General features: G+C 69.7%; 26 protein-coding genes. 11 read left to right on the top strand and 15 right to left on the bottom strand.

The features are described 5' to 3' along the window. Positions 1-57: 57 nt before the first annotated feature. From AB0H54_RS04935 to AB0H54_RS04900, 8 genes are all read right to left on the bottom strand, one after another. Positions 58-726: an MspA family porin gene (locus AB0H54_RS04935; protein ID WP_357342790.1), complete on the bottom strand. Its 669-nt coding sequence runs from the start codon at positions 724-726 to the stop codon at positions 58-60. 273 nt (positions 727-999) lie between these two features. Continuing rightward, positions 1000-1659 (bottom strand): MspA family porin, encoded by a 660-nt coding sequence (locus tag AB0H54_RS04930; RefSeq protein ID WP_357342789.1) that lies wholly within the window; start codon positions 1657-1659, stop codon positions 1000-1002. Positions 1660-1724: 65 nt separating this feature from the next. Continuing rightward, entirely contained in the window at positions 1725-2405 is a 681-nt protein-coding gene (locus AB0H54_RS04925) for an MspA family porin (protein ID WP_218721722.1), read from the bottom strand. A gap of 520 nt (positions 2406-2925) precedes the next feature. Next, the gene (locus tag AB0H54_RS04920) at positions 2926-3108 is read right to left on the bottom strand and encodes a hypothetical protein (RefSeq protein WP_355273476.1); all 183 of its coding nucleotides are present in this window, start codon (positions 3106-3108) and stop codon (positions 2926-2928) included. Between the two features lie 5 nt (positions 3109-3113). Continuing rightward, a complete protein-coding gene (locus AB0H54_RS04915; protein WP_355274623.1) occupies positions 3114-3656 on the bottom strand; it encodes a MogA/MoaB family molybdenum cofactor biosynthesis protein in 543 nt (180 codons plus the stop codon). Beyond that, on the bottom strand, positions 3656-5182 hold the full coding sequence (locus AB0H54_RS04910) for a trypsin-like peptidase domain-containing protein (protein WP_357342788.1): 1527 nt from the start codon (positions 5180-5182) through the stop codon (positions 3656-3658). Before AB0H54_RS04910 ends, AB0H54_RS04915 begins: the two co-directional genes overlap by 1 nt. Positions 5183-5274: 92 nt before the next feature. Next, a complete protein-coding gene (locus AB0H54_RS04905; protein ID WP_357342786.1) occupies positions 5275-6735 on the bottom strand; it encodes a HAMP domain-containing sensor histidine kinase in 1461 nt (486 codons plus the stop codon). Positions 6736-6744: 9 nt separating this feature from the next. Continuing rightward, positions 6745-7431: a response regulator transcription factor gene (locus AB0H54_RS04900; protein WP_355273484.1), complete on the bottom strand. Its 687-nt coding sequence runs from the start codon at positions 7429-7431 to the stop codon at positions 6745-6747. Positions 7432-7674: 243 nt separating this feature from the next. Between AB0H54_RS04900 and AB0H54_RS04895 the strand changes: the two genes are divergently transcribed. The 6 genes from AB0H54_RS04895 to AB0H54_RS04870 all read left to right on the top strand — a co-directional run bounded on the left by AB0H54_RS04895 (position 7675) and on the right by AB0H54_RS04870 (position 13396). Then, positions 7675-10518 carry an ATP-binding protein gene (locus AB0H54_RS04895; protein WP_357342784.1) on the top strand — a complete coding sequence of 948 codons (2844 nt, stop codon included), beginning with the start codon at positions 7675-7677 and terminating at the stop codon, positions 10516-10518. Continuing rightward, positions 10515-10919: a roadblock/LC7 domain-containing protein gene (locus AB0H54_RS04890; protein WP_019049250.1), complete on the top strand. Its 405-nt coding sequence runs from the start codon at positions 10515-10517 to the stop codon at positions 10917-10919. The genes AB0H54_RS04895 and AB0H54_RS04890 overlap by 4 nt, the downstream gene beginning before the upstream one ends. Positions 10920-10925: 6 nt before the next feature. Next, positions 10926-11297, top strand: a complete 372-nt coding sequence (locus AB0H54_RS04885) for a DUF742 domain-containing protein (RefSeq protein ID WP_355273490.1) — start codon at positions 10926-10928, stop codon at positions 11295-11297. Between the two features lie 4 nt (positions 11298-11301). After that, positions 11302-11901, top strand: coding sequence for an ATP/GTP-binding protein (locus AB0H54_RS04880; protein ID WP_218717093.1), 600 nt, complete (start codon positions 11302-11304; stop codon positions 11899-11901). Next, positions 11894-12676 carry a hypothetical protein gene (locus AB0H54_RS04875; RefSeq protein WP_357342781.1) on the top strand — a complete coding sequence of 261 codons (783 nt, stop codon included), beginning with the start codon at positions 11894-11896 and terminating at the stop codon, positions 12674-12676. Before AB0H54_RS04880 ends, AB0H54_RS04875 begins: the two co-directional genes overlap by 8 nt. A 495-nt stretch (positions 12677-13171) precedes the next feature. Next, on the top strand, positions 13172-13396 hold the full coding sequence (locus AB0H54_RS04870; RefSeq protein ID WP_355273495.1) for a hypothetical protein: 225 nt from the start codon (positions 13172-13174) through the stop codon (positions 13394-13396). Between the two features lie 121 nt (positions 13397-13517). Here the strand turns inward: AB0H54_RS04870 and rpmF are convergent, their stop codons facing one another. From rpmF to AB0H54_RS04855, 3 genes are read right to left on the bottom strand one after another with little or no spacing between them, the layout of a single operon-like run. Continuing rightward, a complete protein-coding gene (gene rpmF / locus AB0H54_RS04865) occupies positions 13518-13691 on the bottom strand; it encodes a 50S ribosomal protein L32 (RefSeq protein ID WP_357342780.1) in 174 nt (57 codons plus the stop codon). A gap of 3 nt (positions 13692-13694) precedes the next feature. Further along, on the bottom strand, positions 13695-13961 hold the full coding sequence (locus AB0H54_RS04860; RefSeq protein WP_357342778.1) for a type B 50S ribosomal protein L31: 267 nt from the start codon (positions 13959-13961) through the stop codon (positions 13695-13697). Beyond that, the gene (locus tag AB0H54_RS04855; protein WP_357342776.1) at positions 13958-15259 is read right to left on the bottom strand and encodes a GTP-binding protein; all 1302 of its coding nucleotides are present in this window, start codon (positions 15257-15259) and stop codon (positions 13958-13960) included. The genes AB0H54_RS04860 and AB0H54_RS04855 overlap by 4 nt, the downstream gene beginning before the upstream one ends. 103 nt (positions 15260-15362) lie before the next feature. On the opposite strand from AB0H54_RS04855, the gene rpmB reads away from it, so the two are divergent. From rpmB to rpsR, 4 genes are read left to right on the top strand one after another with little or no spacing between them, the layout of a single operon-like run. Beyond that, a complete protein-coding gene (gene rpmB / locus AB0H54_RS04850; protein ID WP_019049258.1) occupies positions 15363-15599 on the top strand; it encodes a 50S ribosomal protein L28 in 237 nt (78 codons plus the stop codon). 11 nt (positions 15600-15610) lie between these two features. Then, positions 15611-15781, top strand: a complete 171-nt coding sequence (gene rpmG, locus AB0H54_RS04845; protein WP_019049259.1) for a 50S ribosomal protein L33 — start codon at positions 15611-15613, stop codon at positions 15779-15781. Then, a complete protein-coding gene (rpsN, locus tag AB0H54_RS04840; RefSeq protein ID WP_357342774.1) occupies positions 15781-16086 on the top strand; it encodes a 30S ribosomal protein S14 in 306 nt (101 codons plus the stop codon). The genes rpmG and rpsN overlap by 1 nt, the downstream gene beginning before the upstream one ends. 32 nt (positions 16087-16118) lie before the next feature. Further along, positions 16119-16373, top strand: coding sequence for a 30S ribosomal protein S18 (gene rpsR / locus AB0H54_RS04835; RefSeq protein ID WP_022566236.1), 255 nt, complete (start codon positions 16119-16121; stop codon positions 16371-16373). 84 nt (positions 16374-16457) lie between these two features. Here the strand turns inward: rpsR and AB0H54_RS04830 are convergent, their stop codons facing one another. Continuing rightward, positions 16458-17027: a LysM peptidoglycan-binding domain-containing protein gene (locus AB0H54_RS04830; RefSeq protein ID WP_355273511.1), complete on the bottom strand. Its 570-nt coding sequence runs from the start codon at positions 17025-17027 to the stop codon at positions 16458-16460. Between the two features lie 215 nt (positions 17028-17242). Here AB0H54_RS04830 and AB0H54_RS04825 point away from each other — a divergent pair, with 215 nt between their 5' ends. After that, on the top strand, positions 17243-17686 hold the full coding sequence (locus AB0H54_RS04825; protein ID WP_357342772.1) for a hypothetical protein: 444 nt from the start codon (positions 17243-17245) through the stop codon (positions 17684-17686). Positions 17687-17743: 57 nt separating this feature from the next. On the opposite strand, the gene purH is transcribed toward AB0H54_RS04825, so the two are convergent. From purH to AB0H54_RS04810, 3 genes are read right to left on the bottom strand one after another with little or no spacing between them, the layout of a single operon-like run. Beyond that, positions 17744-19309 carry a bifunctional phosphoribosylaminoimidazolecarboxamide formyltransferase/IMP cyclohydrolase gene (purH, locus tag AB0H54_RS04820; RefSeq protein WP_357342770.1) on the bottom strand — a complete coding sequence of 522 codons (1566 nt, stop codon included), beginning with the start codon at positions 19307-19309 and terminating at the stop codon, positions 17744-17746. Continuing rightward, positions 19306-19962, bottom strand: a complete 657-nt coding sequence (gene purN / locus AB0H54_RS04815) for a phosphoribosylglycinamide formyltransferase (RefSeq protein ID WP_355274625.1) — start codon at positions 19960-19962, stop codon at positions 19306-19308. Before purN ends, purH begins: the two co-directional genes overlap by 4 nt. A gap of 56 nt (positions 19963-20018) precedes the next feature. Beyond that, the gene (locus AB0H54_RS04810) at positions 20019-21536 is read right to left on the bottom strand and encodes a DUF6350 family protein (RefSeq protein WP_357342768.1); all 1518 of its coding nucleotides are present in this window, start codon (positions 21534-21536) and stop codon (positions 20019-20021) included. Between the last annotated feature and the right edge of the window lie 4 nt (positions 21537-21540).

The raw sequence follows: 21540 nt of genomic DNA, 5'->3' as shown, positions 1-21540 counted from the left end.
GACCCCTCGAGGGTGAATTCGTGTGAGCTAGCGAGAATTTCGTCGACTCGGCCGCGATCAGCCGATGCTGAACGGCATGCCGTACAGGGTGGTCTTCGAGTAGTGGTCACCGATGATCTCGACCACCGTGTACGACCGGGCCTGGGCATAGCCCGCGCACCCCTGGATCTGGATCTCGGCGTCCTGGTACTCCACCGAGTAGACGCCCGGCTTCAGGATGTCCTTGGAACTGATCTGGGCGAAGCCCACCTCACCGGGACCGAGATCCAGGCCGATGGAGGCCTCACCGATCGCGCCGTCGGTGTCAAGACCGACGCCGACCTGGCCCCCGATCGCGTCGTCGCCGATGCTCACCTGGCAGCCGACGATGTAGCCCGTACTCAGTTGCGACGCACCGTGGGTCGACGAATTGTTGGAACCGGGACGGTTGGACGGGCCGTTCCACGGACCCACCTCGCCCTCCGGGGTGACCTGCACGTCGGCGCGAGCGTTGCCGGAAACCCAGACGACGCGGCCCGCACCGTTGGCGGCCAGCGACGGCGACACGATCGCGCTCTCGCCGGTGCGGCTGACGGTGACGCCGGGACCGTTCTTCTGGCCGTCCGGCAACGGAACGAAGGTATCCGCGTTGGCAGCACCGGCCGACAACAGGCCGATCGTCACGGCCACTGCGGCACCGGCGCCGAAGGCGCCGCGACGCACGCGGTTGGTGCGGTTCTCGCTCATACTTCCCCTCGAGGTGTACGCAAAATCGACCTCGACCGTCGAGGTCGATATCTGTGCTGCGCCCGGACCCAGCCCAGACGGGTCCGCGGACCGCGTCGCTGGCAACAGGGCGGACTCGCCCAGCCGGAAGGTGTATCGAGAAGCTGAAAAGCAAATTTCGCCACAAACATAATGAGGCAACCCGGCAATGTCCAGCGCCACAAACATTGCAGAGACAACAAAACGGGCCGGTCGCAACTGCGACCGGCCCGTTGTGCGTTCGTGATCGAACAATCAGCCCAGGCTGAACGGCTGACCCCACAGGGTCACCCAGCTGATGACGTTGTCGGTTTCGACCTCGACGCTCACGAAGGCACGAGCCTGCGCGTAGCCGCCGCAGCCGGACAGACCGATGGTCGAATCCGACCAGGTCACCGAGCCGGCGCCGTCCTTGAACTTGTTCGACTTGCCGTGCGACTCGGAGCCGTAGTCGTCGGCCTTCTCGATGTCGAGAATGTAGAACGACTTCGACTGGCCGGGGCCGAGCGAGAGCTCGCCGCCGGTGCCGACGCCACCGGAAGCATTGCCCTCCCAGTCGCTTTCGACCGTCGCGTCACCGGAGACACCGCCGCCGGCGATGTTGACCTGGCAACCCACGGTGTAACCGGGGTAGATCTTGCCGGAGCCGCCGTCGGAGACGGTGACCTGCGCGCTACCGGAGACCCACGCGTTGCGGTGCACCGGGGTGGAGCCCATCGACGGGCTGATGTTGGCCGACTCGCCCACCAGGCTGATGTCGACGACGGTGCCGTCGGACAGGGTCTTGGTGATGTGGCCACCCGGCAGGGGAACGAAGGTGTCGGCGTTGGCCGCGCCCGTCGAGAACAGGCCGACGGCCACGGTGGCCGCGGCGCTGACGCCCGCCATCCGCGCCATGAACTTACGGTTGATCATAGGAATTGTCCCTCGAGATTGAGTTCGCCGCAGCGAGAAGAAGATTCGGGCCGGTTCGAAAGACGTCAGCCGATGCTGAACGGCATGCCGTACAGGGTGGTCTTCGAGTAGTTGTCACCGATGATCTCGACCACGGTGTACGCCCGGGCCTGCGCGTAGCCGGCGCAGCCCTGGATCTCGATCTCCGCGTCCTGGTAATCGATCGCGTAGGTGCCGGCCTTCTGGATGTCCTTCGAGCTGATCTGCACGAACTTGACCTCGCCCGGGCCCAGGTTGACGCCGATCGAGCCGCCGGCGCTCACGCCACCGGTGCTCAGGCCGCCGGAGACGCCGGCGCCGATCGCGTCGTCGGCGATGCTCACCTGGCAACCGACGATGTAGCCGGTGTTCAGCTGGGAGGTGCCGTGGGTGGAGGAGTTGTTGGAACCGGGGCGGCCGGACGGGCCGTTCCAGGGGCCGACCTCGCCCTCGGGGGTGTCGGCGACCTCGGCCAGCGCGGTGCCGGAGACCCAGACGACGCGACCCGCGCCGTTGGCGGCCAGCGACGGCGAGATCAAAGCGTGCTCACCCGTGCGGGTGATGGTCACGCCGGCAGGGCTCACCTTCTGGCCGTCCGGCAACGGCACGAAGGTGTCGGCGTTGGCGGCACCGGTCGACAGCAGGCCGAAAGCCACGGCGGCCGCGGCAGCGCCGACGCCCGCGGCACGGGCGCCGCGGCGCACACCGGTGGTGCGGTTCTCGCTCATACTTCCCCTCATCAGTGTCTAACAGCCGGTCTCGACTTTCGAGACCGGACGGGTGGACCTCACAGGCCCAGCTCAGTGTGTCGCCCCTTTGTTGCCGTTACGTAACCAACTGTTATTTCGACGATACGGACGGGGCCGGTGTGGCGAACCCGAGCCAGGGTTCCACCGGATGGTTCAACGCACAGAAGCGGGGTACTGCGGGGACCAATAGTTGATGGCTCGATGGCGAACATTAAACGCTGTGCAGCCGTTCCGGCAACGAAAGAGTTCGTAAATTTCAATGTGACCCCAAGCACAGGTGCGCACATCGCCACATGCTTTGACGTGCATAAATGCATCGGAGATCAGCGGCGTCAACGGGACTGAACCGGAGATGGTTACTGGTGAGTTTCGAACACTTATACGACAAAGGACCACGCTTTCGCGTGGTCCTGAGGAATTGTCACCCGTTCGCAATCACACCCGAAACGGCATTTCGGTGAGTGCCTATTACGTAGCGGCTACGTAGATAACGGTAAGGTCACCCGTGGTGCGGTGGCACCTGCGAACGTAACCATTCGTCGTTATCCGAGCGCCCCCCGCGCTCGTCGCCGGTGGTTTCGGGCAGCACGTCGCCGAAAATACGGGCCAGGCGCGCGGCCTCGGCGGCCTTGCGCCGGACGGCCTCCTGGTCCCCCGGCGACGTGCTGTCCGACGACGTCATCGCCGTCACTCGTCCAATCCGGAGAGCTCATCGATCACCCGGCTCGCGAGCGGGCCCAGCGTGGCCATGCCGTCGCGGATGGCGGAGCGGGTGCCCGGCAGATTCACCACCAGGGTGCTGCCGGAGATGCCCGCGACGCCGCGCGACAGACCCGCGTCCAGCGAGCCGGCCACCCGGCCCGAGGCCCGCAGCGCCTCGGTGATGCCGGGCAGTTCCCGGTCGAGCACCTGCACGGTGGCCTCGGGGGTGATGTCGCGGGGCGACATGCCGGTGCCGCCGACCGAGATCACCAGATCGACGCCGCCGATCACCGCGGTGTTGAGCGCGTTGCGGATCTCGACCTCCTCGGCCTGCACCGTCACCGAGGCGTCGACGAGGAAGCCCGCCTCGCTGAGCAGTTCGGTGACGAGCGGGCCGAACGAATCCACGCCGCCATGCGCCGTCCGATCGTCGACGACAACAACCAGTGCACGCCCTGCCACGGGAGCATCGATGTCCATGCTCATCACCGTAGCGCCTACACACGACAGCGCCGCGCTCGAACGCATCATCGGCCGCCCTCCGCCGCGGCGCCGGTGAGGGTGACCTCGACCGTCTTGGCATTGCCGCCCTGCTCGTCGGTGTAGGTGAGCTTCACCTTGTCGCCCGGCTGATGCGAGCGGACCGCCGCGATCAGCGCGTCGCCGGAGTCGATCGGCCGGTCGTCGAGCCGGGTGACGACCGCGCCCGCGGGCACGCCCGCCTTCGCCGCGGGCCCGTCCGGGGTGACCTCGAGTACCCGGGCCGCGGTGTCCTGCGGCCGCAGCTTGATGCCGATCTGGGCGTAGGTGGCGTGGCCGGTCTTGATCAGTTCGTCGGCGACCCGGCGGGCCTGATCCACCGGGATGGCGAAGCCGAGGCCGATCGATCCGCTCTGCGCGCCGCCGGCGGCCTCGCCGCCGAGGCTGGCGATGGCGGTGTTGATGCCGATCAGCTTGCCCTGGCCGTCGACCAGCGCGCCGCCGGAGTTGCCCGGGTTGATCGCCGCGTCGGTCTGGATCGCGTCGATCACCGGGTTGACCTGGCTGGGGGTGCCCTCACCGCTGGTCGAGACCGGGCGGTTGAGCGCGGAGACGATGCCGGTGGTGACGGTGCCCGCCAGGCCGAGCGGCGAGCCGATCGCGATCACCGGCTGCCCGACCGCGAGCCCGTCGGAGGTGCCGAGTTCGATCGGGGTGAGCCCGCTCTTGCCGCTGACCTTGATGACGGCCAGGTCCGAGACCGGATCGGCGCCGATCATGGTGGCCGGCGCGGTGCTGCCGTCGCTGAACACCACTTCCATCTTCGCCGAGGCGCCCGCGCCGGCGGCGACGTGATTGTTGGTGAGGATCAGGCCGTCGGTGGACAGCACGACCCCGGAGCCCTCGCCGGAGGCGCGCGCACCGGCCACCTTGATCATCACGACGCTGGGCAGCACCCGCTGGGCAACCGCCTGGGTCGACCCGGCCGGGGCGTTGGCGACGTTGTTGACCGCGGGCTTGGGCGCGTCGAGCGCGTTGGTCACCGGGGCGGACTCGGAACCGGTCGCCAGCACGCCGACGACACCACCGATACCGCCACTGACCAGTGCCAACGCCGTGGCTCCCGCCACCAGACCGAGCCGCAGCGGCTTCCGTGGCGGCGCGACGACACCGCCGGGCTGTCCCCCGAAGGCGGGCGGAACCTGCTGACCGTGCGACACGCCGTAAGCGGACACGCCGGGCAGTGGCGCCGTGCCATAGGAATCCGCGGCGCCGTAGGGCTGCGGCGAGCCGTACGGCTGCTCGGCGCTGTGGGAGGACGCGGCGCCGTACGGCTGCTCAGGGGCGTGGGGCGGCACCGGGCCGGTGGGATGGCCGCCCGGCTGAGCCCCGGGGAACGGGCCCGGCTGACCGGGGTGCGGCACCCCACCGAAGGGTTGGGCGGCACCGGCGGCGGGCAGCTGGCCCGAGGCCGGACCCGGACCGGGGAACGGTGCCCCGGCGGGATGATCCGCGCTGCCCGGTCCGGAGTCGGCGGGCTGGTCAGCAGGTCGCTGCTGGGGATCGTCGGTCATGGTGTCTGTCTCCTCACGCTTGCCTACCAGCTTCGTGACGGGTACTGAGAGGCGGCTGAGATCGTCCCGTCAGTTCGCCGAGACTCCGCGGATCACACCGAACCGGGCTCGGAGTCGTCCGGAACCGCCGGTGCCTCACCGGGCAACACGATCCGGACCAGAGCGCCGCCACGGTCGGAGGTGTCGATCGCGATCGTGCCACCGTGCTTGGTCACCACCTGCTTGACGATCGCGAGCCCGAGCCCGGAACCCGGCATCGACCGCGAGGCCGTGGTCCGGTAGAAGCGCTCGAACACCAGCTCCCGTTCGTCGCTGGGGATGCCGGGACCGGCGTCGGCGACCACCAGCTCGAGCAGGCCGGGCCCGGCCGGGCGCATGGTGATCCTGACCTCGGCGTCGCCGGGACTCCACTTGGCGGCGTTGTCGAGCACGTTGAGCACCGCGCGTTCCAGGCCCGCCTCGTGCCCGTAGACGAACCACGGGCGCAGTTCGGCGGTGAAGGTGATGCCGGTGCGCCTGCGCCGCGCACGCTCGAGCGCGCGCTCGGCCACCTCGCCGAGATCCACCCGCTCGTAGACGGTTTCGGGCGCGTCCTCGCGGGCCAGGTCGACCAGGTCGCCGACCAGCGTCGAGAGCTCCTCGATCTGGGCGACCACGTCCGCGCGCAGTTCCGCCATGTCCTCGTCGGGCAGCTGCGGCGCGCCCGGCCTGCCCGAGGCGATGAGCAGCTCCATATTGGTGCGCAGCGAGGTCAGCGGGGTGCGCAGTTCGTGGCCGGCGTCGGCGACGAGCCTGCGCTGGCGGTCGCGGGATTCGGCCAGCGCCCGCAGCATCGTGTTGAAACTCTCGGTGAGCCTGGCCAGTTCGTCGTCACCGGTGACCGGGATCGGGGTGAGGTCGTCGGTGCGGGCGACCCGCTCGGTCGCGGCGGTCAGCCGGGCGATCGGGCGCAGGCCGGTACGGCCCACCGCGGTGCCCGCCGCGGCCGCGAGCACGACGCCACAGGCGCCGACCACGAACAGCAGCCAGGCCAGCCGATCGAGCACCTCACGGGTGCGGTAGAGCTTCTGCGAGATGATCAGCGTCGCGCCGCTGTGCGTGCGCGCGGCGAGCACCCGCTGGTCACCGACGGTGCGCAGCGACGAGTTGATCTTGCCGTCGGCGACGGCGAGCTCCTGCGCGCCGACCGGCGGAATCGTCTGCTGCGGCGGCATGTACGGCTTGTGATCGGCGTAGATCAGCGCGACGCCGACATCGTTGGAGAACAACCCGGCCAGCACGATCGACTGGAAGCCGAGCGTCTCGAAGTTGTTGTTGATCATCGTCGCCGCCCTGGCCTCGAGCTGGGCGTCGACGTCGGCGTAGAGCGCGCGGGCCACCATCGCGTAGGCGGCGATGGAGGTGACCGCGACGGCGATGAGCACCACCGACGCGGCCAGCAGGGTCACCCGCCAGCGCAGCGACACCGAGCGCGTCAGCGGCATCGGTGGGCGCATCTCCCCCGCGTCCGGCGGGCGCCGCAGCACGGCGACGGCGGGTTCCTTGGATGCCATCGCGGCCGCCTACGGAGGGGTCTCGCGCAGCACGTACCCGACGCCGCGCACCGTGTGGATCAAGCGTTCCTCGCCGTCGGCCTCGGTCTTGCGCCGCAAATAGCCGATGTAGACCTCCAGCGCATTTCCCGAGGTGGGAAAGTCGTAGCCCCAGACCTCTTCGAGGATGCGGCCGCGGGTGAGCACGCGACGCGGATTGGCCATCAACATCTCGAGCAACGAGAACTCGGTTCGGGTGAGGCTGATGGCGCGATCGCCGCGCGAGACCTCCCGGGTGACCGGATCCAGCGACAGATCAGCGAACACCATCGCTTCCGACGCCTCGCCCGGGTCGGGTGCGCGCCTGCGCAGCAACGCGCGCAAACGCGCCAGCAATTCCTCCAACGCGAAAGGCTTCGGCAAATAATCGTCGGCGCCCGCGTCGAGGCCCGCGACTCGTTCGGAGACCGAATCCCGGGCGGTCAATACCAGAATCGGCAGATCATCGCCGGTGCTGCGCAGGCGGCGGCACACTTCGAGGCCGTCCAGCCTGGGCATCATCACATCGAGAACCAGGGCATCGGGCCTGGCCGCGGTGACTTTCTCCAACGCGTCCATGCCATCCACCGCCAAGTCGACGGTGTAGCCGTTGAAGCTCAGCGACCGGCGCAGTGATTCCCGCACCGCGCGATCGTCGTCGACTACCAGAATGCGCATGTGCCCAGTTTGCCGTGAACGACTGAGAACGTACTGAGAGGGGCACGCTCCGCGTGGCGGTCGCGATGTGCCAGCGTATATTCGGCGAATTGCAGACCGTGTGGTCCGGATTGCCGATGCCCACCCAGCCGGGTATCTTTCCTGCGGTAAAAGAAGACCTCCAGTTGGTTCTGCGCTCGCATCGCTCCGCGACCTCCCCGCGCGGGCCGGGGTCTCACGTGGAAGCAGAGGCAACGCACGCGGATGGAACCTGCATCGCGCTCCTGGCAATTCAGCCTGTCGAACTGGTCGGTTACGCGCAAGGTCGGTGTGGTGCTGGTGCTGCCGGTGATGCTGGCGACCACGTTCGCCGTGCTCCGGATCAACAACGAGCTGCAAATGATGACGCAGCTCAGCGCCGCCACCGAGCAAGCCACCGTCATTCGCCCGGTCGTCAAATTCGCCACCGCCACCGAGCAACTCGCGGTCGCGGCGACGGCCAACTGGGGCGCGATCGCCGACCCGCAGACGGACGCGGCGCTCACCACCTACGACCAGGCGCTGGCCGAGGTACAGAGCGCCATGCGCTCGGCCCGGCTCTCGCCGACGATCCAGACCGAGCTCACCGCGGCCACCGCGACCGGCGCCACCCTGCGCAACACCGTGCGCGGCGGCTCCCCGGCGATGGTCGGTGAGCAGTCCGACGAGATCGCCGAGCGGATCGCGAACGCGCTCGCACAGACGCCGAACGTCGAGGACTTCGTCGTCCAGCGCTACTTCCTGCAGCTGACCGCGCTGCATCAGGCGCGCCGGATCCTCACCCACCAGCGTCTGCTGGTCGTCTCCCCCGACGCGGGCCGCAGCCAGAGCGCGCGGGCGCGGATGCTGGTCGAGCTCGGCTCCGAGATGACCACGATCATGACCTACGCCATGATCATGCCGGAGAAGGCGGGCAGCCGGGCCGCGATGATGGACGCCGTCCAGACCAGGATGAGCGTGCTCAGCCAGAACGCGGGCGACCCGACCAGCAACGCCGCGGTGCTCAACACCCTCCAGGTCAGCGCCGACACCTACGCGTCGAGCCTGAACCAGCTGCTCGACAGCATCGACCACACCCTCGAGACCAACACCGCCAACGCGCAGACCGGCGCGCTGCGCGAGACCACCCTGGTGCTCGGCATGCTGCTGGCCGGCCTGGCGCTGGCCCTCGCGGTGGCCCGCACGCTGGTCGTCCCGGTGCGCAGGCTGCGGCGCGACGCGCTCGAGGTCGCGCACGTGAAGCTGCCCGACGAGCTCGCGGTCGTCCGCAGCGGCGGCGCGACCCCCGAGATCGCCCCGGTCGGCGTGCATTCCACCGACGAGATCGGCCAGCTGGCCCGCGCCGTCGACGAGATCCACGAGCAGGCCCTGAACCTGGCCGCAGACCAGGCCCGCCTGCGCCTGCAGATCGGCAACATGTTCGAGACGCTGTCGCGGCGCAGCCAGTCGCTGGTCGAGCAGCAGCTCGCGCTCATCGAGGAACTCGAGCACGACGAGGACAACCCCTCGCGCCTGCAGACGCTGTTCCGGCTCGACCACCTCGCCACCCGCATGCGCCGCAACGGCGACAACCTGCTGGTGCTCGCGGGCACCGTGCTGCGCCGCGGTCACCTGCCGCCGGTGCCGCTGTCGGACATGCTCTGGAGCGCGGTCTCGCAGGTGGAGGACTACCAGCGGGTCGAGATCGGCAACGTGCCCGACGGTGTCGTCGCCGGTGAGTCCGCGGTCGACATCGAGCACCTGCTCGCCGAGCTCATCGACAACGCCCTGCGCTACTCGCCGCCGAGCACCTCGGTGGCGGTCATCGTCGGCCGCGCGGTCGACGGCGGCTACCTGATCGAGATCACCGACCGCGGTCTCGGCATGTCCGCCGACGACCTGCAGACCACCAACGACCGGCTCGCCTCCGGTGGTGAGGTCACCATCGAGACCGCCCGCCGGATGGGTCTTTTCGTCGTCGGCCGACTGGCCAAGCGGCACACCATCACCGTCAGCCTGCGGCGCACCTCCACTCAGGCGCCGCAGCCGGGCATCACCGCGAGCGTGCACCTGCCCAGCGCGCTCGTCTCGCCGCCGCCCACGGTGTCGGGTCCGCCGACCGGCCCCAACCCGATCGTGTCGACCGGCTCGCACGCGCTGGTGCCCTCGGCCATCGGCCCGCACGCCCTGACCCCCGCCGACATCACCGGCCCCAACCCGGTCATGTCGCCGACCGGCCCGAACCCGCTCGTCGTACCGGTCCCCGCGGGCCCGAACCCGCTGGTGCCGACGGGCCCGAACCCGCTGGTGCCGACGGGCCCGAACCCGCTGGTGCCGACGGGACCGAACCCCCTCGTGCCGACCGGCTTCGGTCCCACCGAGCACATCGAGCCGCCGAGTGCCCCGCTGACCGGAGCCGGCCTGCCGCAGCGGCGGCCCAACGGCCAGGAACCGCCCGCACCCGTCGAGCCCGAGCCGGAGCCCGAGGAACCGACCGGACTGTGGGCCGAGCACGAGCACGACACCGACGACCTGCCGGTCCCGGCGACCGCCCCGGCTGACGAGGCCCCGGCCAGGACGATCGGCCTGCCGCAACGCGTTCCCGCCTCCGCGCTCAGCGAGCTCACCGAGACACGGCAGGTGCCGCGCTTACCCGAGCCCGAACGGGCACCCGAGCCGACGCCCGCGCCGGTCGCCGCGGCGGATCCGATGCCGACCGCGAGCACCCGGCTGCAACCGGTGCCCGGCGAGGCCCCGACCCCCATCTATCAGCGGATGGTCTCGGAATGGCTCGTCGAACCAGCTTCCGCCACTGCCGAATCCGGCGGCAACGGCGCATCATGGAGTTCCCCCGGAGACGCGGGCTGGTCGGCAGCGGCCAGCGCGGGCAATCCACCGACATCGTCGCGCACCGTCGGTGGCCTACCGATCCGTAAACCGGGCGCCCAGCTGGTCCCCGGCGGTCTCACCCCGGCCGAGGAGGCGGGTGCTCGCGATCCCGAGGAGATCCGCAACAACTTGACCAGACATCTCAGCGGCGTCCGCAGTGGCCGTGCCGAGATCCAGTACAACGACGGAGGCCTCGAATGAGCAACGCGCACCCCACGGACGAGAATCTGAATTGGCTGGTCGCCCGCTTCACCCGGGACGTGCCCGGCGTCTCGCACGCGGTGCTGGTCTCGGCGGACGGTCTGCTGCAGGCGACCAGCCCGCACCTGCCCTCGGACCGGGCCGAGCAGCTGGCCGCGGTGACCGCGGGGCTGGCGAGTCTATCGATGGGCGCGGCGCATCTGTTCGACGGCGGCAAGGTCATGCAGTCGATCGTCGAGATGCAGCGGGGATACCTGCTGGTGATGAGCGTCGGAAACGGCTCGCACCTCGCGGTTCTGGCCAACAAGAGCCACGACATCGGCCGCATCGGCTACGAGATGGCGCTGCTCGTCGACCGAGTGGGCTCGGCGGTCACCGCCACCGCCCGCTCCGCCGGCTGAGGTGAGATGTCGAGTCCGTACGGATCAGAAAACCGGCCGACGACCAGGGTCAGGCCCTACGCTCTGACCTCGGGCCGGACCGAGCCCGCGATCTCGCTGCCCTTGGAGGCAGTGGTGGAGACGGTCTCCTACACCGCGCACATGGAATGGCCCGTAGGGGACTTGCGCACCGAAATCGTGCGACTGGGTACACATCGGCTCTCGGTCGCGGAAATAGCTGCATACCTCGGACGCCCACTGGGTATGGTCCGGGTGATGATCGGCGATCTCGTAGTCGGCGGGATTCTTCGAGTGCATTCGACGCTGACCGAGCAGGCGAGCTATGACGAACGCCGATCACTGATGGAGAGGACTTTGCGTGGACTCCGTGGCCTCTGAGGGCATGCGCCCCCCGAACCCCGATCAACGGGTCGCGTCGACCAAGATCGTCGTGGCAGGCGGATTCGGCGCAGGCAAGACGACTTTCGTCGGTGCGGTGTCGGAGATCGTTCCGCTGCGCACCGAGGCGATGGTCACCCATTTCTCCGACGGCATCGACGATCTCGCCGAGACGCCGGAGAAGGAGACGACCACCGTCGCCATGGACTTCGGCCGCATCGTGCTGCCGGGCAACCTGGTGCTGTACCTGTTCGGCACGCCCGGCCAGAAGCGGTTCTGGTTCATGTGGGACGACCTGATCCGCGGCGCCATCGGCGCGGTGGTGCTGATCGACACCCGCAGGCTGGAGGACAGCTTCGCCGCGGTCGACTTCTTCGAGGCGCGCGGGCTGCCGTTCCTGATCGCGGTGAACCGCTTCCCGAACGCGCCGCGTTTCCCGATCGCCGAACTGCGCGAGGCGCTCTCGGTGCGCGAGGGCATCCCGATCGTCGACATCGACGCGCGCAACGCGGTCGAGGTCAGGCAGGCGCTGGCGGCGGTCACCGAGTACGCCATCGCGCAGCTCGAGCCGCAGCAGTTCGAGGAGGCCGGCCGGCGTGGCTGACCTGCTCGCCGCGACCGGCGCCGAGACGTTCGGTCGCGGCACCGGCATCGCCTGGCTCGCGTTCGGCCTGTCGGTCCTCGGCGCGCTGGTGGCGTTCGCCTGCGTGCGGCACGCGAAGTACTCCCAGCGGTTCCGGCTGCTCTGGCTGACGATGGCGGCGGTCTCGCTCGGCGGGGTCGGCCTGTGGCTGGCGAATTCGGTGGCGCTGCTCGGCATCCGGGTGCAGGAGACCACGCTGCGGTACAACGCGGCGCTCGGCGCCGCGGCGGCCGCCACCGCGGTCGTCGGCGTGCTGGCCGGCCTGCTGATCGGCGGCCGGACCCCGCAGTTGCCGCGGCTGATCATCGGTGGGCTGACGATGGGCCTCAGCGTCGGCCTGTCGACCTACCTGACGCTGGACGCGCTGGCGGTGCAGGGCACCGTGGACGAGTCGCTCGGGCTGATCGGTGTCTCCGTGCTGGCGTCGATGGCGCTGTGCACCGCGACGCTGTGGGCGTTTCAGGTCGTGCGGGTGGTCCTCGTGCGGGTGGCGGCCTCGGCACTGTTCGCGGTCGGCGTCGCCGCCGTGTACTACACCGCGCTCGCCGCACTGGAGTTCACGATCGATCCGGGCAGCCGGACGCCGGGCGGGCTCACCCCGTTCGACCTGGTGTTCCCGATGTTCGTGCTCGGCGCTCTCGGCCTGACGGTGCCGATCACCGCGGTGCTGATCGCGCCGGACCGGCGGGACGCGGCCGAACGCCAGCGCGAGGCGCGCACCGTCGCCGCCCGGTGACCAGCTAACGTCCGGTTTGTCGGAAAATTTGTGAACGAGCGCCCCGCTCGCGGAATCCATCGCGGCGGACCGCATTCGGCCCGAAAACCGCCCCTGAAGTGGCGATGAGCGGGTTCTCCTTAACCGGAGAACCCGCCCTCCCGCACGAGAGTACATACCCGCCAAGGACTCCGCATCAGTCACTCGGGAATTTTCTTGTGCCACAAAACAAACCAAGAGTTGGTTATGCGCCTTCCAGCAATCACCCGGCAAGCCGTCCGCCCTGCTCACGCCAAGTGGCATCTGTCACATCGGTAACCGGCCGATTGCCCGGCACCCACCGATCCGGCGCTGAGCAGGCACGACAACCGCACCGAAAGCCCCCTGGACAGCGTGCGCGGAAGAACCGGCCGCTGACGGCGCGTTCGGCCCCCACCAGGCCCGTCAGCGGGTTATCGTCGGCCGGGGCGCATTCGTCTCGCCCAGCACATCCAAGGTTCGTTCGAAGGAGTTCGCATGGCCGTCAACGTGGTGCTCGACAAAGTTCTCGACAAGGAATACGAGAACAAGACGCTGAAGGAAATCCTCGCCGCGCCGCCGTCGGCCCTGGCCGGCCTGACCGAGGCGCACGACAAGCAGCTGCTCGAGGCCCTGAAGATCAAGACCATCGCCGACCTCGGCAGCAACAAGTTCTTCCAGCTCGCCGCGGCCCTGGCCGAACTGGCCGAGCGCGAGGGCTGATCCCTCGCACCAGCGACGACAACGGCCTGCCGGACGTATCCGGCAGGCCGTTGCTGTTGTCCGATCCCCGATCCGGGTTGTCCCCTCCGAACCAGCTCTCGAACTCCGCGTACGGGCGAACCTAGATCCGCGACGGGTCGATCAGACCCTTCCGCACTGCCCCAACGATACGACGCGGCACCCGGTATTCCACACCGGCGACGGTGACCGGAACCAGCTGCGGAACGGCGGCTTTCCACTGCGACCGCCTGCTGCGGGTGTTCGACCGCGACATCCTGCGCTTCGGCACTGCCATGGCTCAGCCCTCCTTGCCTGCGCGCGAACGCTTTCCGTACTTGCGCTCGAACTTCTCCACCCGGCCCTGGGTGTCGAGATTGCGATGGGTGCCGGTCCAGAACGGATGCGAATCCGAGGTGACGTCGACGACCAGCAACGGATACGTCGCGCCGTCGGTCCATTCGACGGTGCGGTCGCTGGTCGCGGTCGACCGGGTCAGGAACCGCTTGCCGGTGCTCGAATCCTCGAAGACCACCGGGTGGTAGTCGGGGTGGATGCCCGCTTTCATGACGTTTCTCCTCTCTCGGTGCGCTCGCCCGCCGTGGCCGGGGCCTCGGACGGATCGGCGCAGGGGTCTTCGTGCCAGTCGCCGAAGGGGTCGTCCCACAACGCGACTCGTTCCGGCGCCCGGTCGACCAGCAGCAGCTCGTCGTCCTCGACCAGTGCCCAGTGCAGCGCGTGCCGGATCTCGGCGGGATCGGCGTCGTGGGCCAGGATCACCAGCGACACATCGCGATCGCCGAACCGCTCGTCCCAGCGCAGCGCGGCCATCGCCCGGCGGTCCGGATCGGCCTCGGCCTGCTCCTCGGCGCTCATCGCGGCCAGCCAGCGACCGGCGCCGCCGACCCGCAGGCCACCGCCCGCCGATTCCAGCCAGACCACCTGGTCGGGCTGGGTGGCCAGCCAGATCCGGCCGCGCGCGGTGACCACGCCGTCGAACAGCACGTCCAGCGCGTCGTGCAGCCGGCCGGGATGGAACGGCCTGCGCGCGGCGAATTCGATGAGCGAGACGCCGCAGTCGGTGGTCAGCGGCGGCTGACCGCGCAGCAGCGGAGCGTGGGCGTCGAAGATCCGGCCGCGGCGCGCGTCGGCCGGGACGCGGGTCAGCAGCGCGCCGACCTCGACCGCGTCGAAGGCGGGCAGCTCGTCGAGCCAGGCGACCGGCGCGGTGGGCGTCATCCGGCCGAGGACGGCGCCGAGCCGTTCGCGATCGAGCGCGTCGACACCGGTGGCCAGCACCACCAGCGCGTCGGCGAATTCGACCTGGCCGACGGCCACCTGCGCGACCGTCCGCTCGTCGTCGGCCGCGGCGAGCCCGCGGTCGGCCAGCACCTCGTCGCCGGTGGCGTCGGCCAGCCACTGCTGCCCGTCCAGGCAGGTCAGCGTGGCCTCGATCCGTACGTTCCGGCTCGCGGGCCCGTCGACCCGGTCCGCCACTCCGGTCACCTCGACCGTGTCGATCGCGTGGCACAGCGCCTCGGCCTCGATGGCCGGGTCGAGCGCGAGCACGATGCGGCGCACGTGCTCGCGGGCGGCGAGCGTGCACAGCATCGGCAGCAGATCCGCGCGCAGCGTGCAGGACACGCAGCCGTGCGCGAGCTCGAGCACGGTGGTCGTGACGGTGCCCGCGGTGCGCACCGTGCGCCGCACGACGCCTTCGCGCAGCTCGGCGAGGTCGTGGTGCACCACCACGGTGCCCGCGTCCTCGCTCAGTGTCGCCGCGATGTGCTCGACGCCGGTCATGGCAGGTCCGGAGAAGCCGGCCAGCAGCACGACGGGCGTTCTCCGGTCGGACTGGTCCAGCACCCGAAACCCCTTTCGATAACGATTTTCATTTACGTTACCCCAACGGTACAGTGCAGAATAACTGTTGTCGAAAATGGTTGTCATCACCATGGAGGGAGGTCGCATGTCGGCCCACTGCCAGGTCACCGGTCGCAAGCCCGGCTTCGGAAAAGCCGTCTCGCACTCACACCGGCGCACCAACCGGCGCTGGAACCCCAACATCCAGCGCAAGACCTACTACCTGCCCAGCGAGGGCCGCCGCATCACGCTGACGGTCTCCGCCAAGGGCATCAAGACCATCGACCGGGACGGGATCGAGGCCGTGGTGGCCCGCATCCGCGCCCGCGGCGACAAGATCTAGGAGGAGCGCCCATGGCCTCGAAATCGACCGATATCCGGCCGATCGTCAAACTCAAGTCCACCGCGGGGACCGGCTACACCTACGTCACCCGCAAGAACCGCCGCAACGACCCCGACCGGCTGGTCCTGCGCAAATACGACCCCGTCGTGCGCAAGCACGTCGACTTCCGCGAGGAGCGCTGATGGCGAAGAAGTCCAAGATCGCCCGCAACGAGCAGCGCCGCGCGATCGTCGAGCGCTACGCCGCCCGGCGCGCCGAGCTCAAGGAGCTCATCCGCAAGCCGTCCACCGGGGACGCCGAGCGGGCCGCCGCGCAGGCGGAACTGCGCAACCAGCCCCGCGACGCCAGTCCGGTACGATTGCGCAATCGGGATGCAGCCGATGGCCGGCCACGCGGCCATCTCCGGAAGTTCGGCCTCTCCCGTGTTCGTGTGCGCGAGATGGCCCACCGGGGCGAGCTCCCTGGGGTCCACAAATCGAGCTGGTAGACACCCACTGATCTCGTGAGAAGGAACATCGCATGGCAGTGAAGCGAGCACCGTCCAAGAAGGCACGCGCCGAGCAGGGCCGTAAGCCGAAGAAGAACCCGTTGATCGCCGCGGGCATCGAAGTCGTCGACTACAAAGACGTCAACCTGCTGCGCACCTTCATCTCCGACCGCGGCAAGATCCGCAGCCGCCGGGTGACCGGCCTGACCCCGCAGCAGCAGCGTCAGGTCGCCGTCGCGGTGAAGAACGCGCGCGAGATGGCGCTGCTGCCCTTCACCAGCCGGTAGACATCGCGGAATCAAAAGTGGCCCCGAAGCTGTTGCCTCGGGGCCACTTTCGTTGTGCAGGCGATGAACGCTGCGGCTACGTCATCACGGGATGGTGAGGACCTGGCCCGCGTTGATCAGGTCCGGGTTGTCGATACCGCTGGCCGACGCGATCTCGTGGTAGCGGTTGCCGTCGCCGTAGAAACGCTCGGAGATGGCCCACAGGGTGTCGCCCGGCTCGACCGTGTAGGTCTGCGCCGCGGGCGGCGGGGGGACCTCTTCGGCGATCGGGGCGGCGGCGACCGGCTCCGGCTCGGCAGCCGGGGCGGGCAGCGGGTTGTCGGTGTTGGTGGCGGTGGCCCACGCGACCGAGTCGTCGGTGCCGTAGAGCACGACGTTGCGGTCGGGCTGCACCACCAGGCGCTCGACGTTCTTGCCGCTGGTGTCGGTCGCCCAGACGCGCGAGCCGTCACCCTTGTAGATGACGAAGTCGCCATCGTGCTGCAGGGCCGCGCGCTGCACGTCCTGCCCATGAGTCTGTGCGGCCCACACGACGTTACCGTCGGGCTCGGTCAGCACAAGGTTGCCGTCCGGCTGCAGGGCCAGGGTGTACGCACCGCCGGTCAGGGACTGTCCCAGTCCCAGTTCTTCGCCTACGCGCAGCGTGTCGCCCACGTTTGTCCTTTCGAAGATCCAGTTGCAGAGCATCCAACATCAGTGATGCTCGCCGCTTGCCACGGCGTCGCATCGGAAGCGAATGTAGTCCCCACCGAGCCGAAACGGGTGAGTTACGCGCAGGGTTCGCGGAAAGTTCACTGTGGGGAGTATCGCGTTTAGAATGCCCCACTCGGCCGGGCGAGCGCGCACGCCACGCCGACTAGGCTCACGGTATGCGAACGACGTCGCGTTTCACCGCCGCCGCGGCCGCCCTGGCCGTGCTGCTGGGCCCGATCACCGCCTGCTCGAGCTCCGATGACGCTGCACCCCAATCGAATTCGACGACAACGAGCGCCCGGCCGGAAGACGGCAACGCGAGCCTCGGCCATCGATTCACGCCCGATCCCACCATCGTCAACCCCCATCCCCTACCCTTCACCTCGTGGACCCGCCTGAGCGACAACACGATCGGCGTGAATTTCCAGACCGGTAACCCGGAGTGCTACGGCGTCGACGTCACCGTCACCGAGTCGGCCACCGCCGTCGCGGTCGCCCTGCGCGGGGGCACCCGCGCCGACGCGGTCGGCAAGATGTGCACCATGAACGCCGTCTTCGGCACCGTCGAGATCACCCTGGAGTCGCCGCTGGGCAGCCGCCAGGTGGTCGACGCCGGATAACGAGAACGGGTGCCGCACCGAGGATTCGGTGCGGCACCCGTCCGGGTTCGCCGTGACTCAGTGCGCGAAGTGACGCGCTCCGGTCAGGTACAGGGTGACGCCGGCTTCCTTGCAGAGCTCGACGGTGTCCTTGTCGCGGATCGAGCCACCGGGGTGCACGATCGCGCGCACGCCGGCGGCCACCAGGATCTGCGGGCCGTCGGAGAACGGGAAGAACGCGTCGGACGCGGCGACCGAGCCCTTGGCCCGCTCACCGGCCCGCTCGACGGCCAGCTTGCAGGAGTCGACCCGGTTGACCTGACCCATACCGACGCCGACGGCGGCACCGTCGTCGGCCAGCAGGATCGCGTTCGACTTCACGGCACGGCAAGCGCGCCAAGCGAATTCGAGGTCGGCCAGGGTGGTGGCGTCGGCCGGGTCGCCCGCGGCGAGGGTCCAGTTGGCCGGATCGTCGCCGGTGGCGTCGAGGACGTCGCGGTCCTGCAGCAGCGCGCCGCCGCTGATCGGGCGCAGCTCCACACCCTTGCGCTGCGGCGCCTCGGCCACCAGCACGCGCACGTTCTTCTTGCGCTGCAGCACCTCGACCGCGCCGGGCGCGTAGCCGGGCGCCACGATGACCTCGGTGAAGATCTCGGCGACCTGCTCGGCCATCTCCACGCTGACCTCGCGGTTGGCCGCGATCACGCCGCCGTAGGCGCTGACCGGGTCGGTGGCGTGGGCCTTGCGGTGCGCCTCGGCGATATCGGCGCCGACGGCGATGCCACACGGGTTGGCGTGCTTGATCACCGCGACGGCGGGCTCGTCGAAGTCGTAGGCGGCGCGCCAGGCGGCGTCACCGTCGGTGTAGTTGTTGTACGACATCTCCTTGCCGTGCAGCTGCTCGGCCTGCGCGATGCCGACCGTGCCGTCGTTGCTGGTGTACAGCGCGGCGGCCTGGTGCGGGTTCTCGCCGTAGCGCAGCACCGCGGCGCGCTCCCACGAACCGGCGACCCAGCCGGGGAACTGCTCGGTCTCGGGCTGCACGGCGGGCACGGCGACCGAGCCCATCCAGCTCGCGACGGCCACGTCGTAGCTCGCGGTGTGCTGGAAGGCCTTGGCGGCCAGGCCGGTCCGCTCGGCGAGGGTGAAGCCGCCGGACTTCACCGCGGCGAGCACGTCGTCGTAGTCGTTGACGTCGACGACCACACCGACCGAGGGGTGGTTCTTCGCGGCGGCACGCACCATCGACGGACCGCCGATGTCGATCTGCTCGACGCACTCGTCGATGCTCGCGCCGCTGGCCACCGTCTGGGTGAACGGGTAGAGGTTCACCACCACCAGCTGGAAGGCGTCCACGCCCAGCTCGGTGAGCTGGTCGACGTGCTCCGCGCGGCGGGTGTCGGCCAGGATGCCCGCGTGCACCCGGGGGTGCAGGGTCTTGACCCGGCCGTCGAGGGTCTCCGGGAAACCGGTCAGGTCCTCGACCTTGGTGACCGGAATGCCCGCCTCGGCGATCTTGCCCGCGGTCGAACCGGTCGACACCAGCTCCACGCCGGCGGCGTGCAGTCCGGTGGCCAGCTCGATGAGCCCGGTCTTGTCGTAGACGCTCACCAGCGCCCTGCGGATCGCCTTACGTTCACTCACCGGCGTGCTCGCTCATCTGGAATTTCTGCCTTTCGTCCGTCGGAGACAATGCCTCGGGTGGCGACAGCGGCGATGACCTCCGCCAGCAACCGTCGCTCGACAACCTTGATGCGCTCGTGCAGGGCGGCCTCGTCGTCGCCGGGCAGCACGTCGACCGCCTCCTGTGCGAGGATCGGGCCGGTGTCGACGCCACCGTCGACCAGGTGCACGGTGCAGCCGGTGACCTTGGCGCCGTAGGCGAGCGCGTCCCGCACCCCGTGCGCGCCGGGGAACGAGGGCAGCAGCGCGGGATGGGTGTTGATGAACCGGCCGCCGAACCGCTCGAGGAACGCGGGGCCGACGATCTTCATGAAGCCGGCCGAGACGACCAGGTCGGGCCGGAAGGCGTCGACGGCCTCGGTCAGCGCGCGATCCCAGGCGGCCCGATCGTCGAAGTCCCGCACCGCGACCCGGAAGTGCTCGATCCCGGCGGTCTCGGCGTGTTCGGTCGCCTGGCACACCCGGTCGACGCCGACCGCGACGATCTTCGCGGGATAGCCGGGCTCGCGCGCGGCGGCCAGCAGCGCGTTGAGCAGCGAGCCGGTGCCCGAGGCGAGGACGACGACGGTAGCCGGTGTCCCTGCGGGCTTCCACTGGGCAAACGAGGACGTCAGCGCTCTACTCCTGCGTGTGTCGGGTGGCGGCGATCGGCGATACCGCCGGGTCGAGCTTAACGACCGGTGCTCTTGTCACCTTCCGGCAGGTCCGACTCGACGACCTCCGCGTCGACGATGTCGTCGGTCGGCGGGGCCGTCGAGCCCGGCGCGGCGATACTCACCTCGACGTCGTCGTCGAAGTCGGTGACCAGTTCGGCGTCGACCTCGACGGCGGAATCGTCGTCGTCGTAGTCGGGTTCGTCCTCGTCGTCGTAGTAGTAGTCGTCTTCGTCGTCGTACTCGTCGTCGAAGTCGTCGTGGTCGGCGTAGGTGTCGTCGTCGTACTCGTCGAAGTCGTCGGCCGGGGCGGCGGGGGCGAGGAAGCGCCGGGCGAAGAACATGCCGACGAAACCGCCGAAGCCGAACCAGGTGACCATCAGCACGACCAGCATCAGCAGGTCGACCCCGGCGCGGCCGACGGCGCCGAGCTGTCCGCCGCCGAGGATCGCGAGCACGAGGAAGATCAGGGTGGACAGCGCGGCGGAGGTGAGCGTCGCCCACGGCGCGCCCGGCCGGTCGTCGCTGGTGCGGCCCAGCTCGATACCGCCGAGCACCCCGACCGCGATCGGGATCAGCAGCAGCACCGGCCACCAGGCCGCCGACGGCCCCTCCGGCAGCGGGATCAGCGCGGGCAGCGCGGGCACCGGTCCGGCGGTGACCCCGAACAGCCCGACCGACCCCGCGCCGAACTGCACCGGCGCGCCGCACAGCATTCCGGCCGCGGCGATCACCACGTTCGGCAGATAGAGCAGCGACAGCAGCGTCATGCCGAGCACGTCGGTGACGTTGTGCGCCTGGTCGTACGCGCCGTCGAGCCGGGACAGGTGCAGGAAGAACGACACCGCCGTGGCCAGCGCGGCGCAGCCGAGCATCCGCAGCACGGTGCGCCGGGCGGCGCGGGCGCCGAGCACGGCCCACGCCGGGATCTCGACCGGCAGCAGCGCGCACACCGAGGGCCAGGCGCGGGTGGCGATCCCGCCCGCCGCCGCGCCGAGGTAGAGCACGAGCACCCAGCCGAACGCGGTCACCGGGCCGGGTGGTTCGAGCGGGGTGACGCCCGCGGCGTCACCGGTGACGGCCAGGCAGACGGCGGTCATCAGCAGCGGGCCGGCGAGCACGGCGCCGACGAGCCAGCCGAGGTCGACCGGGGTGGGACGGCGGGGCACCGCGCGGGCGCATTCGCGGGCGGCCATCAGGACCAGGATCATGGTCGGGACGAGCGGCAGCACACCCAGCGTCGTCCGGCCGACGGTCAGCGGAACCTGATGGGCGGCGAGCCAGGTCGCCGCGACCGCGCCGGGCGCGCTGGTCAGATCGGTATCGGTGGTCAGCATGACCACCAGGACCAGCAGGACCGTCGCCGCCAGCCCACAGATCGTCGGCCGGGCGGCGACCAGCAGCAGCGTGCGCGCCCGCTCGGGCGACAGCAACCACCAGGGCGGTTCGTGACCGTGCCCGGACGGCGGTGCGGTGGCCTCCCCGTCACCGCGTGACCCGGAGGTCCGGCGCACGAGGGCGTTACGGGAGCTCATGACA

The sequence above is a fragment of the Nocardia sp. NPDC050718 genome (assembly GCF_040654235.1).
GTDB lineage: Bacteria > Actinomycetota > Actinomycetes > Mycobacteriales > Mycobacteriaceae > Nocardia.
This window is presented reverse-complemented; position numbering and strand designations above follow the sequence as displayed.